Annotated in this window: 11 protein-coding genes and 2 pseudogenes; 8 read left to right on the forward strand and 5 right to left on the reverse strand. The window is 52.7% G+C overall.

Features of this window, described 5'->3' with window-relative positions; translation table 11 throughout:
* Positions 1-47: 47 nt before the first annotated feature.
* Positions 48-2606 carry a peptidoglycan glycosyltransferase/peptidoglycan DD-transpeptidase MrcA gene (gene mrcA / locus SYMBAF_RS14890; RefSeq protein WP_040263668.1) on the forward strand — a complete coding sequence of 853 codons (2559 nt, stop codon included), beginning with the start codon at positions 48-50 and terminating at the stop codon, positions 2604-2606.
* 54 nt (positions 2607-2660) lie between these two features.
* Here the strand turns inward: mrcA and nudE are convergent, their stop codons facing one another.
* Complete coding sequence (gene nudE, locus SYMBAF_RS14895; protein ID WP_040263670.1) at positions 2661-3215, reverse strand: ADP compounds hydrolase NudE; 555 nt, start codon at positions 3213-3215, stop codon at positions 2661-2663.
* A 568-nt stretch (positions 3216-3783) separates the two neighbouring features.
* Here nudE and hslR point away from each other — a divergent pair.
* From hslR to SYMBAF_RS14930, 7 genes and pseudogenes are all read left to right on the forward strand, one after another.
* Complete coding sequence (gene hslR, locus SYMBAF_RS14900; protein WP_040263672.1) at positions 3784-4191, forward strand: ribosome-associated heat shock protein Hsp15; 408 nt, start codon at positions 3784-3786, stop codon at positions 4189-4191.
* A gap of 25 nt (positions 4192-4216) precedes the next feature.
* Positions 4217-5083 (forward strand): Hsp33 family molecular chaperone HslO, encoded by an 867-nt coding sequence (gene hslO / locus SYMBAF_RS14905; protein WP_006709002.1) that lies wholly within the window; start codon positions 4217-4219, stop codon positions 5081-5083.
* Positions 5084-5435: 352 nt separating this feature from the next.
* Positions 5436-6206 (forward strand): annotated as a pseudogene (locus tag SYMBAF_RS14910) (phosphoenolpyruvate carboxykinase (ATP)); the annotation flags it as partial.
* 79 nt (positions 6207-6285) lie between these two features.
* A protein-coding gene (locus SYMBAF_RS14915; RefSeq protein WP_152609001.1) for an IS3 family transposase occupies positions 6286-7454 on the forward strand; the annotation gives its coding sequence in 2 pieces (ribosomal slippage) (positions 6286-6535 and positions 6535-7454; 1170 coding nt in all).
* A 9-nt stretch (positions 7455-7463) separates the two neighbouring features.
* Positions 7464-8138, forward strand: a pseudogene (locus tag SYMBAF_RS14920) (phosphoenolpyruvate carboxykinase (ATP)); the annotation flags it as partial.
* A 125-nt stretch (positions 8139-8263) separates the two neighbouring features.
* Positions 8264-8524: a FitA-like ribbon-helix-helix domain-containing protein gene (locus tag SYMBAF_RS14925; RefSeq protein WP_040263674.1), complete on the forward strand. Its 261-nt coding sequence runs from the start codon at positions 8264-8266 to the stop codon at positions 8522-8524.
* Positions 8521-9003, forward strand: coding sequence for a type II toxin-antitoxin system VapC family toxin (locus SYMBAF_RS14930; RefSeq protein ID WP_040263676.1), 483 nt, complete (start codon positions 8521-8523; stop codon positions 9001-9003). The genes SYMBAF_RS14925 and SYMBAF_RS14930 overlap by 4 nt, the downstream gene beginning before the upstream one ends.
* Positions 9004-9037: 34 nt before the next feature.
* Here the strand turns inward: SYMBAF_RS14930 and envZ are convergent, their stop codons facing one another.
* From envZ to cbpA, 4 genes are all read right to left on the reverse strand, one after another.
* Positions 9038-10417, reverse strand: coding sequence for a two-component system sensor histidine kinase EnvZ (gene envZ, locus SYMBAF_RS14935; protein WP_040263678.1), 1380 nt, complete (start codon positions 10415-10417; stop codon positions 9038-9040).
* A complete protein-coding gene (gene ompR / locus SYMBAF_RS14940; protein ID WP_006709007.1) occupies positions 10414-11133 on the reverse strand; it encodes an osmolarity response regulator transcription factor OmpR in 720 nt (239 codons plus the stop codon). The genes envZ and ompR overlap by 4 nt, the downstream gene beginning before the upstream one ends.
* A gap of 281 nt (positions 11134-11414) precedes the next feature.
* The gene (locus SYMBAF_RS14945) at positions 11415-11729 is read right to left on the reverse strand and encodes a chaperone modulator CbpM (RefSeq protein WP_040263680.1); all 315 of its coding nucleotides are present in this window, start codon (positions 11727-11729) and stop codon (positions 11415-11417) included.
* Positions 11726-12664, reverse strand: a complete 939-nt coding sequence (cbpA, locus tag SYMBAF_RS14950; protein ID WP_040263683.1) for a curved DNA-binding protein — start codon at positions 12662-12664, stop codon at positions 11726-11728. Before cbpA ends, SYMBAF_RS14945 begins: the two co-directional genes overlap by 4 nt.
* Positions 12665-12745 lie beyond the last annotated feature (81 nt).

Consider the following 12745-nt stretch of genomic DNA (forward strand, 5'->3'; position numbering starts at 1 on the left):
GCGGTTGTTTCTAGACTGCCCAATGACATGAAAATGGGAAATCTCAGGTGAAGTTCGTAAAGTATTTTTTAATCTTCGCAGTGTGTTGCATTGTGCTGGGAGCAGCCTCGATTTTTGGCTTGTACAAATACATCGAGCCACAGCTACCTGATGTTGCAACGCTGAAAGACATACGGCTACAGATACCGATGCAGGTTTTTAGTACTGATGGCGAACTGATCGCTCAGTTCGGCGAGAAACGCCGGATCCCGCTGAAGCTGGATCAGATCCCATCGGTGATGGTGCACGCATTTATCGCTACCGAAGATAGCCGTTTCTATGAGCACCATGGCGTCGATCCAGTCGGCATCTTCCGCGCTGCCTCTATTGCGCTGATCTCTGGCCACGCGTCGCAAGGAGCGAGTACCATTACCCAACAGTTGGCGCGAAACTTCTTCTTGAGTCCGGAACGTACCCTGATGCGTAAGATCAAGGAAGCTTTCCTGGCGGTGCGCATCGAGCTAATGTTGTCTAAGGACGATATCCTTGAACTGTATCTGAACAAGATCTATTTAGGTTACCGCGCCTACGGCGTGGGTGCCGCTGCACAAGTATACTTCGGTAAAAACGTCAACCAGCTTAGCTTAAGCGAAATGGCGACCATCGCTGGTCTGCCGAAAGCCCCCTCCACCTTCAACCCGCTCTACTCTAACCGTCGTGCCGTCGCCCGCCGCAACGTGGTGCTGACACGTATGCTGGAGGAGCATTACATTACCCAGGCGCAGTATGATCAGGCCCGTGCTGAACATCTGGTGGCCCACTACCATGCGCCAGAAATCAGCTTCTCCGCCCCTTATCTCTCCGAGATGGTGCGTCAGGAAATGATTACCCGCTATGGTGACAGCGCCTATACCGATGGCTACAAGGTCTACACTACCATCACTAAGCGGCTGCAACTGGCGGCGCAGCAGGCAGTGCGCAACAACGTGCTGGCTTACGATATGCGCCACGGTTACCGTGGCCCGTCCAAGGTGCTGTGGAGAGTCGGTGCCACAGCCTGGGATCAAAACCAGATCGTTGACACACTAAAAAACCTGCCCCACTACGACTCGCTGGTGCCAGCGGTGATCACCGCCGCCAACGCTCAGGAAGCTATAGCAATGTTGGCAGACGGCAGCAATATTGTTTTGCCGCTGGTCACCATGCATTGGGCTCGCCCCTACAAGTCCGATATCCAACAAGGGCCAACGCCAAAACGCGTCACCGATGTGGTGCTGGCCGGCCAGCAGGTGTGGGTGCGCAGGGTCAACCATGCCTGGTGGCTGTCGCAGGTACCGGATGTCAACTCGGCGCTGGTGTCGATTAACCCGAACGATGGCGCGGTAAAAGCGCTGGTCGGCGGTTTTGATTTCAATCAGAGCAAATTCAACCGCGTCACTCAAGCGCTGCGTCAGGTCGGTTCGAATATCAAACCGTTCCTATATACCGCTGCGTTGGATAAAGGGATGACACTGGCCACCATTCTGAACGACCTGCCGATCACCCGCTGGGATGCCGGTGCTGGCACCGACTGGCGACCAAAGAACTCACCTCCCACCTACGCTGGCCCGATTCGCTTGCGCCAAGGACTGGGCCAGTCCAAGAACGTGGTGATGGTACGCGTGATGCGTGCCATGGGCGTTGACTACGCAGCGGAATACCTACAACGTTTCGGTTTCCCAGCGCAGAATATCGTGCACACCGAATCACTGGCGCTAGGCTCAGCATCCTTCACCCCCATGCAGTTGGTGCGCGGCTATGCAGTGTTGGCGAACGGTGGTTATCTGGTGGAGCCGTACTTCATCACCAAAATCGAAGATGATAGCGGCAACACGCTATTCGTAACCCAGCCTAAGGAGGTTTGTCGTCAGTGTGACCTGCCAGTAATTTACGGTGATACCCAACGTTCAATGCTGCTTTCCGACGATAACGTTGAAAACATTGCCATGTCGCAGGAAAGCAATAACAGTAACGTACCGAGGCCTCAGTTAGAGCAAGTTACCCCTGCCCAAGTTCAGCAGGAGGGCGATCAGCAGTATGCGCCGCACGTCATCAGCAGCCAATTGGCGTTCCTGCTCCACGATGCATTAACCAGCAATATCTATGGCGAACCGGGCTGGATGGGCACTGCATGGCGTTCAGGGCGTGATTTGAAACGTCATGATATCGGCGGTAAAACCGGTACCACCAACAGCTCGAAAGACGCTTGGTTCTCTGGCTATGGCCCGGATACCGTGACATCTGTATGGATCGGTTTCGATGATCATCGCCGTGATTTGGGCCGTTCAACGGCCTCAGGAGCCATCCCAGATCAAATTTCCGGCGGTGAAGGCGGTGCCAAGAGCGCACAACCGGCATGGAATGATTTCATGAAAATTGCGCTGGAAGGTATTCCAGAGCAGGAGGCCCCCCCACCTGCGGGCATTATCAGCGTCATCATCGACAAGAGCAGCGGCAAGCTCTCTGATGGTGGCAATAGTAGCCGTTCTGAGTATTTCATCGAAGGCACTCAACCGACGGACTATCCATCGCGCGATACCGGCATCACGTTGATGGCTCCTGGTGGCGAAAGACACGAGCTGTTCTGATCAAAAAGGCCAGAACCATCTCTGGCCTTTTTTGATTCAGCAGTGGGATAACGCTTAGCGCGAGCCGCGTAAAAAAGCTTCGCTGAGGAACAGCGCGCAGACGTTACGCGCTTCGCGGAAGTCCGGCTCCGCCAGCAGTGCCATCATGCTGGCAATCGGCCAACGTACCTGCGGCAACGGCTCTGGTTCATCCCCTACCAGGCTCTGTGGATAGAGATCGTGCGCCAGCACAATATTCATTGTGCTGGAAAAGTACGATGGTGCCATCTTCAGCTTGCTGAGGAAATCAAAGCGTTTGGCCCCAAATCCCACCTCTTCCATTAATTCACGGTTGGCCGCCTCCAATACCTTTTCACCCGGATCGATCAAACCTTTCGGAAAACCCAGTTCATAGGACTCGGTACCCACCGCATACTCGCGGATCAACAACAGATGGTCACCGATCACCGGCACAATCATCACCGCCTCACGCGGTGAAGGTCGCATGCGTTCATACACTCGCCGTTCCCCGTTACTGAATTCCAAATCGACCGACTCAACGTGAAATAGACGTGAACGCGCGACCGTGACCACTTTCAGAATTTTAGGTTGTTGCGGGTGTTTATTCATGATTGCCTCACAGGGGTTACCCGTCAGCCAGCGGCAATATCAGGCGTGCAGAGGGCTAGCCAAAATAATGATCGGTACAGCACAGGCTTCGTCAGTGCTCAAACATCAACCAAATTCAATCTTGGTCACATTGTGCGTTAATGAGAACCTTGACGGCAACGCACATAAAACTATACCCAAAATAATTCGAGTTGTAGGATGGCGGCAACGCAGCAGTCCACAGGCGCTCACCCCAGTCAGTGACTGGAGTGAGCGAGGAAAGCTCACGTACAGGCAACTCGGAGTATGACGGGTATACTTACTTTTTTAATCAGCGTAGCCTGCACGCCCCCCTATTTCTATCTCAATATGAGTAAACAGAGCTTAGAGCCTATCCCAGTAGGTGCCAAGGTGGTCAAGTTTGGCCGCCATACCCCGCTCAGGCTTTGGATCAATACCTTGATTTATAATTTTACACCCACATATCGGGTTATCTGAAAGCAGATCAGCTTTTGTGACGCGGTGCGGAGAAACCTTCCAGCACCCTCCGTTCCGGCTGTTGATACCAACAGCTCTCAGGGGGATAAACATGAAAGAACAGGAAACACGCGACCAGGCAATTCGGCTGGATAAATGGTTGTGGGCGGCGCGTTTCTACAAAACCCGTGCGTTAGCGCGGGAGATGATTGACGGTGGTAAAGTGCACTACAATGGGCAGCGCGGTAAGCCGAGCAAGATGGTTGAACTCAACGCCGAGATCACACTGCGCCAAGGCAACGAAGAGCGCACAGTGATCGTACTGTCACTGACTGACCAGCGACGCAGTGCCTGTGAGGCGCAGCAGGCATATCAGGAAACCGGGGCCAGTATCGCCAAGCGCGAAAAAATGGCGCTTGCACGCAAGATGAACGCCTTGACTATGCCGCATCCAGATCGCCGTCCTGATAAAAAGGAGCGGCGCAACCTGATAAAATTCAAATTTGGTGAGCCGGAATAATCCCTCACCGCAATGAGAGCACATTATGTCCAACCCTGACCAATTGCACCGTTACCTGTTTGAAAATTATGCGGTTCGCGGTGAGCTGGTTACCGTCAGCGAAACCTATCAGCAGCTACTGAGCAATCACGACTATCCAGCACCGGTACAGAAACTGTTGGGCGAACTGCTAGTCGCGACCAGCCTGTTGACCGCCACCTTGAAATTCGATGGCGACATCACCGTCCAGTTACAAGGTGATGGCCCGCTGAAGCTGGCGGTGATCAATGGCAACAACCGCCAGGAAATGCGCGGCGTGGCGCGCGTACAAGCCCCCGTTACCGAAGATAGCACCCTGCATCAGCTCATCGGCAATGGCGTCATGGTCATCACCATTTCGCCAACGGAAGGTGAGCGTTATCAGGGGGTGGTCGGTCTGGAGGGTGAAACCCTGACCGAATGTCTGGAAGCCTATTTCCGCCAATCAGAACAACTGCCAACCCGCCTGTTCATCCACACTGATGAAACAGCAGCGGCTGGTATGCTATTGCAGGCGTTACCGGCGCAGGAGGGCAACGCCGACGATTTCGACCATTTGGTGCAACTGACCAACACAGTGAAAAGCGCAGAGCTGTTCGGCCTGCCAGCAAACGAAGTGCTGTATCGCCTGTACCATCAAGAAAAGGTTACCCTATATGAACCGCAGGATGTGCTGTTCCGCTGCACCTGTTCGCGCCAACGTTGTGCCGATGCGCTGCTGACGCTACCCACCGAAGAAGTGGCGGAAATGTTGGAGCAAGACGGCAATATTGATATGCATTGCGATTACTGCGGTAATCATTATCTCTTTGATCCAAGTGATGTCACCGCACTGTACGGCGGTAATAGCGGTAAAAGCAGCCCGTTGCATTAAGCATATATCCCATTAGGCTATTTTATTTGCCATTTTGGCCCTGGGCAGTGCTAACACTCCTCACGTATTCCCTGTACGCTTCGGTTGTTACGTGCTGTCCGTGCCCAAACTGGCTGTAACCGTGTACGCCTACTGGGATAGGCTCTTAGTCACTTTTTTTGGTCGGTGGGCGACCGTGATCGCCAACGCCCACCGCTTGCACGTTTGCTTTTTTCCGTGTGCTATCTCTCAGAACGTAACGAAACACCATTTAAAACATTAACTATTTGCAATTATTTGATACTCATCGCTGTTACACCCTATTGTATCCCTACAATTGCCGTCAGAAATTCTGTGACCAAGGAGTAGTAGCATGCATCATGTTAAAGGTATCACCCCGCAGGATCTGGCTGCTTACGGCATCCATAACGTAAGCGAAATCTTTTATAACCCAAGCTATAAACTGCTGTTTAGGGAAGAAACAGACCCGTCTTTGGAAGGTTTTGAGCGTGGGGTAATCACCAAATTGGGTGCAGTTTCCGTCGATACCGGGATCTTTACCGGTCGCTCTCCGAAAGATAAATACATCGTCCGTGACGACATCACCCGCAATACCGTTTGGTGGGCCGATCAAGGTAAAGGCAAAAACGACAACAAACCCCTTAGCCCGGAAGTGTGGGCCGATCTGAAACACCTGGTCACCGAGCAACTCTCCGGCAAGCGCCTGTTCGTAGTGGATGCCTTTTGCGGTGCTAACGCCGACTCCCGTCTGAAAGTGCGCTTCATCACCGAGGTGGCCTGGCAGGCACACTTCGTGAAAAACATGTTTATCCGCCCAAACGACGAAGAGCTACAAGATTTCGTGCCGGACTTTGTGGTGATGAATGGTGCCAAGTGCAGCAACCCAAACTGGCAGCAGCAAGGCTTAAATTCGGAAAACTTTGTTGCATTCAACCTGACCGAACGCATGCAGTTAATCGGCGGCACTTGGTACGGCGGCGAGATGAAAAAGGGGATCTTCTCAATGATGAACTACCTGCTGCCGTTGAAAGGCATCGCCTCCATGCACTGCTCAGCCAACGTGGGCGATAAAGGCGATGTAGCGGTATTCTTCGGCCTGTCTGGCACCGGTAAAACCACACTGTAGTGGCTGTAGTGGCACACTGAATTTGGCCACCTGAACAGAGGTGATATGCTCACCTCAGGACATTACAGGTGCTTCAATGAAAAAAAGAAATTTCAGTGCAGAGTTCAAACGCGAATCCGCTCAACTGGTCGTTGACCAGAACTACACCGTGGCAGATGCAGCCAGTGCTATGGATGTCGGCCTTTCCACAATGACGCGATGGGTGAAGCAGTTGCGTGATGAGCGGCAGGGAAAAATACCTAAAGCCTCTCCCATTACTCCTGAACAAATTGAAATACGTGAGCTGAGGAAAAAAATACAACGTATTGAAATGGAAAACGAAATATTAAAAAAGGCTACCGCGCTCTTGATGTCAGACTCCCTGAACAGTTCTCGATAATCGGGAAACTCAGAGCGCATTATCCGGTGGTCACACTCTGCCACGTGTTCGGGGTTCATCGCAGCAGCTACAAATACTGGAAAAACCGTCCTGAAAAACCAGATGGCAGACGAGCTGTATTACGCAGCCAGGTACTGGAACTGCATAGCGTCAGCCATGGCTCTGCTGGCGCAAGGAGTATCGCAACTATGGCAACCATGAAGGGCTTCAGGATGGGACGATGGCTCGCCGGCAGGCTCATGAAAGAGCTGGGGCTGGTCAGTTGTCAACAGCCCACTCATCGGTATAAATGCGGTGGCCTTGAACACATCGCTATCCCGAATCACCTTGAGCGGCAGTTCGCAGTGACAGAGCCTAATCAGGTGTGGTGTGGCGATGTGACCTATATCTGGACAGGCAGGCGCTGGGCCTACCTCGCCGTTGTTCTCGACCTGTTCGCGAGAAAACCGGTGGGCTGGGCAATGTCGTTCTCACCGGACAGCAGGCTGACCATCAAAGCGCTGGAGATGGCGTGGGAGGCCCGGGGAAAACCAGCCGGAGTGATGTTCCACAGCGATCAGGGCAGCCATTACACAAGCAGACAGTTCCGGCAGTCACTGTGGAGGTATCGGATCAGACAGAGTATGAGTCGGCGTGGAAACTGCTGGGATAATAGCCCAATGGAGCGCTTCTTCAGGAGTCTGAAGAACGAATGGGTACCGGTGACGGGTTACATAAACTTCAGCGATGCAGCCCACGCAATAACGGACTATATCGTTGGGTATTACAGCGCGCTCAGGCCGCATGAATATAACGGTGGGTTACCACCAAACGAATCGGAAAACCGATACTGGAAAAACTCTAACGCGGTGGCCAGTTTTAGTTGACCACTACAGGCCGATGGCACCATCGATTTCAACGACAGTTCGAAAACCGAGAACACCCGTGTTTCCTACCCGCTCTACCACATCCAGAATATCGTCAAACCGGTTTCCAAAGCGGGTCACGCTACCAAGGTGATCTTCCTGACCGCCGATGCCTTCGGCGTACTGCCGCCGGTATCACGTTTGACCGCCGACCAGACTCAGTACCATTTCCTATCCGGCTTCACCGCCAAACTGGCTGGCACCGAGCGCGGCGTGACCGACCCCACACCGACCTTCTCCGCCTGTTTCGGTGCTGCTTTCCTGTCATTACACCCAACTCGATACGCTGAGGTGCTGGTGAAGCGCATGCAGGCTGCCGGCACCCAAGCTTATCTGGTGAACACGGGCTGGAACGGCGCTGGCAAACGCATTTCGATCAAAGATACCCGTGGCATTATCGACGCTATCCTAAACGGTGAAATCGACAAGGTGGAAACCGTCACGCTGCCCATCTTCAATCTGTCCATGCCGACTGCCCTGCCTGGCGTGAACCCAGATATTCTTGATCCACGCACCACCTACGCCAGCGTTAAGCAGTGGCAGGAAAAAGCGCAGGATCTGGCCGAACGCTTTATCACCAACTTCGACAAATATACCGATACGCCAGCGGGGGCGGCGCTGATCATCGCTGGTCCCAAACTGTAACCCGTTAGATTTACCCCTACAGCTAAGGTGTGGAATTCCACACCTTTTTGCTTTCACTGATTGCTTTTCATCCAGCCAGACGCGACAATACAGCAATGAAATCATTGCTAGCAAAGGAGGTTTAAATGGCAACTATAACCGTCAGGAATCTAAACGATGAAATAAAAGAGCTACTACGCATTTCGGCAGCTAAAAATGGTCATTCCATGGAGGAGGAAGCACGCATGATCTTGCAACAGGCATTAGTGAAAAAAACGCCGCGCTATGGCTTGGGTACACGCATGCATCAATATTTTGCTAAATTTGGCGGCGTCGAATTAAACATACCGCCGCGTGATAAAGTGCCACCCCGCATCGTTAAATTTGATGAAGATGACGAAAAATGATTGTACTCGATACCAATGTGGTTTCGGAGTTGCTGCGCCCAGCCCCTCATTACAATGTATTAAAGTGGTTGGATGAACAGGACACGTATCAATTTTATTTGAGCGCTATCGTGGTCGCAGAACTCTATACCGGCATCTTCTGTATGCCCTATGGTAAGAGACAGATCGAGCTGCAAAACAACCTCAGCGAAATGCTGCAAGAGGAGTTTCCAGAAAGGATTTTGCCCTTTGATATAGGTTGCGCGATGCAGCATGCGGAATTAATGGGTACCAATCACCGCCGAGGCATTGCCATCAGCATTCCGGACAACCAAATCGCCGCCACCTGCCTGCATTACGGTGCTACATTAGCCACGCGCAATACTAAGGATTTCATCCATAGCGGCGTCACCCTAATCGACCCTTGGCTGATGAGCAATAATACTCGGCACCTGCATGAAGATGCGGCGGAATACGCTGTAATGAACAGGAAGTGCTAGCGGTTGGCGCTCCACCGGCCCGTTGTCAGAACCTTCAGGCGTTGTCCTTCTGGGGTTGATGCCCATTTTCCGATGCTCTTTTATCGATTGGCAACACTGGCAGGGGAATATAAGCGCGGATCAGCAACCCGCCACGTTCACTAGTGCCAATATCCAGCACGCCGTCATGCGAGTCAATAATGCGCTGCACAATCGCCAGACCTAACCCGGTACCGCTGGTGCTACGCGCACTGTCGCCGCGCACAAAAGGTTGTAGAAGATGCTGCAACCTTTCCGGCTCAATACCTGGGCCATCGTCTTCAACCTGGAACCATCCGCGCAGCAGCTCGCGCCCACTGCTGACTTTGATCCAGCCATTACCGTAGCGCGCCGCATTGACCACCATGTTCACTGCCGCACGCTTAATGGATAATGGGTGGACATTCACCATCAGTGTACCTGGCAACATGGCGGTTTCAATCACCCGCTCATAGCCACTTTCTGCCGCCACTACTTCACCAAGGATAGCGTTCAGATCACTGGTTTCGATCGGCATTTCATGACCGGTACGCAAATAATCGATAAACTGCTCAATGATGGCGTTGCATTCTTCAATATCTTTATTGATCGATTCAGCTAGATAGCCATCCTCCACGCTCATCATTTCGGTCGCCAGACGAATGCGCGTCAGCGGGGTGCGCAGATCATGACTGACCCCAGCCATCAGCAACGTGCGGTCATCCGCCAGTAACTTAACCCCTGACGCCATCTGGTTAAATGCCCGTGTAACCGAACGCACCTCAGAGGCCCCATACTCACGCAGTGGCGGCGGAATAATACCTCTACCCACCTGCAAAGCGGCATGCTCCAGCTCCACTAGCGGCCGGTTTTGAATACGGATAAACAACCAGGCCCCCCCTATCGCCAGCAGTATAATCGCCAGGGTATAGCGGAACAATGGCGAGAAATCGCCCTGATGGATTTCAGTCAGCGGAACACGCACCCAGATATCGGGCTGTAGCCAGGTTTTCAGCCACACCACCGGAGAGTTTTTGTCCACTTCTACCCGCACGTCGGTCGGCCCGCCAAGCTGATGCGCCATCTGCTGGCTGAGGAAATGATAGTGCTGCGCCCAGCGTAGGCCATTTTCCTCCGCCGCCGCGTTGGTATAGAGGGAAATGCCCAGCTCGCGATAGATTTCACGACGGAACGCTGGCGGCACTGGCAGCACGGTGCCATCTTCCAGTTGCAGCCGATCGGTCATCAGCATACGCACTTCATAAGCTAATACCTTGTTGAACTGTTGCAGGCTAGGCAGGATGGCGAAGTTCAGCACCACTAAATAAGTCGTCACCAGGCTGACAATCAGCAAGGTAATGATTAACAGCAGGGTTCGAGCAAATGAACTACACGGTGAAAAGCGCAATCGTCTCATGCCTTGCTGCCATCTGGAACAAAGACGTAGCCCAGCCCCCAGACAGTCTGGATATAGCGTGGATGCGCAGGATCTTCTTCAATCATGCGGCGCAAACGGGAAATTTGTACATCGATGGAACGCTCCATCGCACTGTATTCACGGCCACGTGCCAGGTTCATCAGCTTGTCTCGTGACAGTGGTTCGCGCGGGTGACTTACCAACGCTTTCAGCACCGCAAACTCGCCACTGGTCAGCGACATGGGTTGATCTTCACGGAACATTTCGCGGGTGCCGAGGTTCAGTTTGAATCTGCCGAAGACAATCACTGCTTCTTCTTGCGAAGGTGCGCCCGGCAGCTCATTGGCCTGTCGACGTAGCACAGCACGAATGCGAGCCAGCAGTTCACGTGGGTTGAATGGTTTTAGGATGTAGTCATCGGCACCGATCTCCAAGCCAACAATACGGTCAACTTCTTCACCTTTAGCCGTCACCATAATGATCGGCATCGGGTTACTTTGGCTACGCAAACGGCGACAAATTGAGAGACCATCTTCGCCTGGTAGCATCAGATCCAGCACCATCAGGTGAAAGGATTCACGCGTCAACAAGCGATCCATTTGCTCCGCGTTGGCAACGCTACGTACTTGAAAGCCCTGTTCGGTTAAATAACGCTCTAAAAGCGCGCGCAGTCGCATATCGTCGTCGACGACTAGGATCTTATGATTTTCTTGCATGTTATTACTCCCAAAGGCTTTATTGCCTAAGTCGACTATTGTTAAAAAACCCTGCCAGTCTGGACAACTTTAAAAGGTATATATTCAAGCCGGAATTGTTACAAATCATATTTTTTCCCAATTTATCAATACTTTTCATCAATTATTGCATTGGGCTCACCAAAATTCCGGCGCTTAATCAGCTAAATAGGGCATCCCTCCGTTAGAGAGCCGCCTCGCCATACTGTCCATAAGAATAAAAAACGCCACCGGCAGACAATTGCTCGGTGAGCATAGCATGGCTATCTTGTTTCAGGCGTCTGCAAAAAACGCGCAAGTTGGCGATGCAATCGCCGGTTCTCTTTCTGCAATTCACCAACCCTTTCAAGCAGCGTAAGCGCCATGGCAATCCCCGGCCAGTCCAGATCCAGCTCAGCACGCAACCGCCGTGCGCGTCTTAGATGGCTCAACGCCGGATAATCAAACTCCCAACGCACTTGTTCTGGTTGCAACGGCACAATCACACCCAGCTCTACAATCTCGACCAGTTCATCCTGTGAAATATCCACTGTCTGGCACAGTTCCACCAGGGTAAAGGTTATCTCTTTGCTCATCATTTTGGCTCCCATTCCGTCCGGGGATCAAACGCCACCTGCTCAGACAACTCTCGCCATAGGGCGCTGATTTTTTCATCCGGTTTCGGCGGCATCACTACCTTGAGAACGGCGTACAGATCACCGGTTTCTTTCTTGCCAGCCACCCCCTTACCTTTGACCCGCAGCCGCTTGCCGCTTTGGCTGCCGGAGGGAATGGTCAGCGCAATCTTACCGGTCAGCGTCGGCACTTCAATGCTGGTCCCCAGCGCGGCTTCCCATGGTGCTAGCGGCACCACGATATGCAAGTTGTGACCCTCAACCTCAAACAACGGATGCGGCGCAAAGCGAATGATCAGGTAGAGGTCGCCATTCTGGCCGCCGTCCACGCCAGCGACTCCCTGACCCTTGAGGCGAATACGTTCACCATCAGCCACGCCCGCCGGGATTTTCACATTCAGCGTTTTGCTGGTTTCACTCACCTGTCGACCCAGTTCATCCACGATCGGCAGTTGATAAGAAATTGCTCGGGTTTGGCCATTGAGCGTTTCCTCAAGAAACAGCGGAACTTCCATCTCAAGATCCTGCCCACGGAAACCGTGCGCGGCAGAGCGTCGGCCTCTTGCGGTATGGCCACCGAACATGCTCTCGAAGAAGTCGGAAAAATCGTGTGCACCCGCGCCATACCCCGTTTCTCTCTGCCCGCCATAGCCGTGCGTCTGCTCAAAGAAACGAGGATCGTTGCGGTGCAGCCTGAACTGATCGTATTCGGCGCGGCGCTCTTCATCCTTCAGCACCTCATACGCTTCCGCCAGTTCCTTGAACTTGCTTTCAGCATCCTTCTCAGTACTGACATCAGGATGGTACTGGCGCGCCAGTCGGCGGTAGGCGGTTTTTATGGTTTTCAAGTCGGCGGCGGGATCGACTCCCATCGTCGCATAGTAGTCTTTAAATTCCATGCAGTAATACCTTCAATTTGATGGGTTATGCGCTCAAATTCCTTGTTTTTTGTTAAGATAATGCCTCCTTTTCATCGCTCT

The sequence above is a fragment of the Serratia symbiotica genome (assembly GCF_000821185.2).
In the GTDB taxonomy this organism is placed as follows: Bacteria; Pseudomonadota; Gammaproteobacteria; order Enterobacterales; family Enterobacteriaceae; genus Serratia; species Serratia symbiotica.

What these genes read in the sequence shown, in the direction of transcription:
- nudE (WP_040263670.1), bottom strand. Translation starts at nt 3,215, where the DNA reads ATGAATAAACACCCGCAACAACCTAAAATTCTGAAAGTGGTCACGGTC.
- hslR (WP_040263672.1), top strand. Translation starts at nt 3,784, where the DNA reads ATGAAAGAACAGGAAACACGCGACCAGGCAATTCGGCTGGATAAATGG.
- hslO (WP_006709002.1), top strand. Translation starts at nt 4,217, where the DNA reads ATGTCCAACCCTGACCAATTGCACCGTTACCTGTTTGAAAATTATGCG.
- SYMBAF_RS14925 (WP_040263674.1), top strand. Translation starts at nt 8,264, where the DNA reads ATGGCAACTATAACCGTCAGGAATCTAAACGATGAAATAAAAGAGCTA.
- SYMBAF_RS14930 (WP_040263676.1), top strand. Translation starts at nt 8,521, where the DNA reads ATGATTGTACTCGATACCAATGTGGTTTCGGAGTTGCTGCGCCCAGCC.
- envZ (WP_040263678.1), bottom strand. Translation starts at nt 10,417, where the DNA reads ATGAGACGATTGCGCTTTTCACCGTGTAGTTCATTTGCTCGAACCCTG.
- ompR (WP_006709007.1), bottom strand. Translation starts at nt 11,133, where the DNA reads ATGCAAGAAAATCATAAGATCCTAGTCGTCGACGACGATATGCGACTG.
- SYMBAF_RS14945 (WP_040263680.1), bottom strand. Translation starts at nt 11,729, where the DNA reads ATGATGAGCAAAGAGATAACCTTTACCCTGGTGGAACTGTGCCAGACA.
- cbpA (WP_040263683.1), bottom strand. Translation starts at nt 12,664, where the DNA reads ATGGAATTTAAAGACTACTATGCGACGATGGGAGTCGATCCCGCCGCC.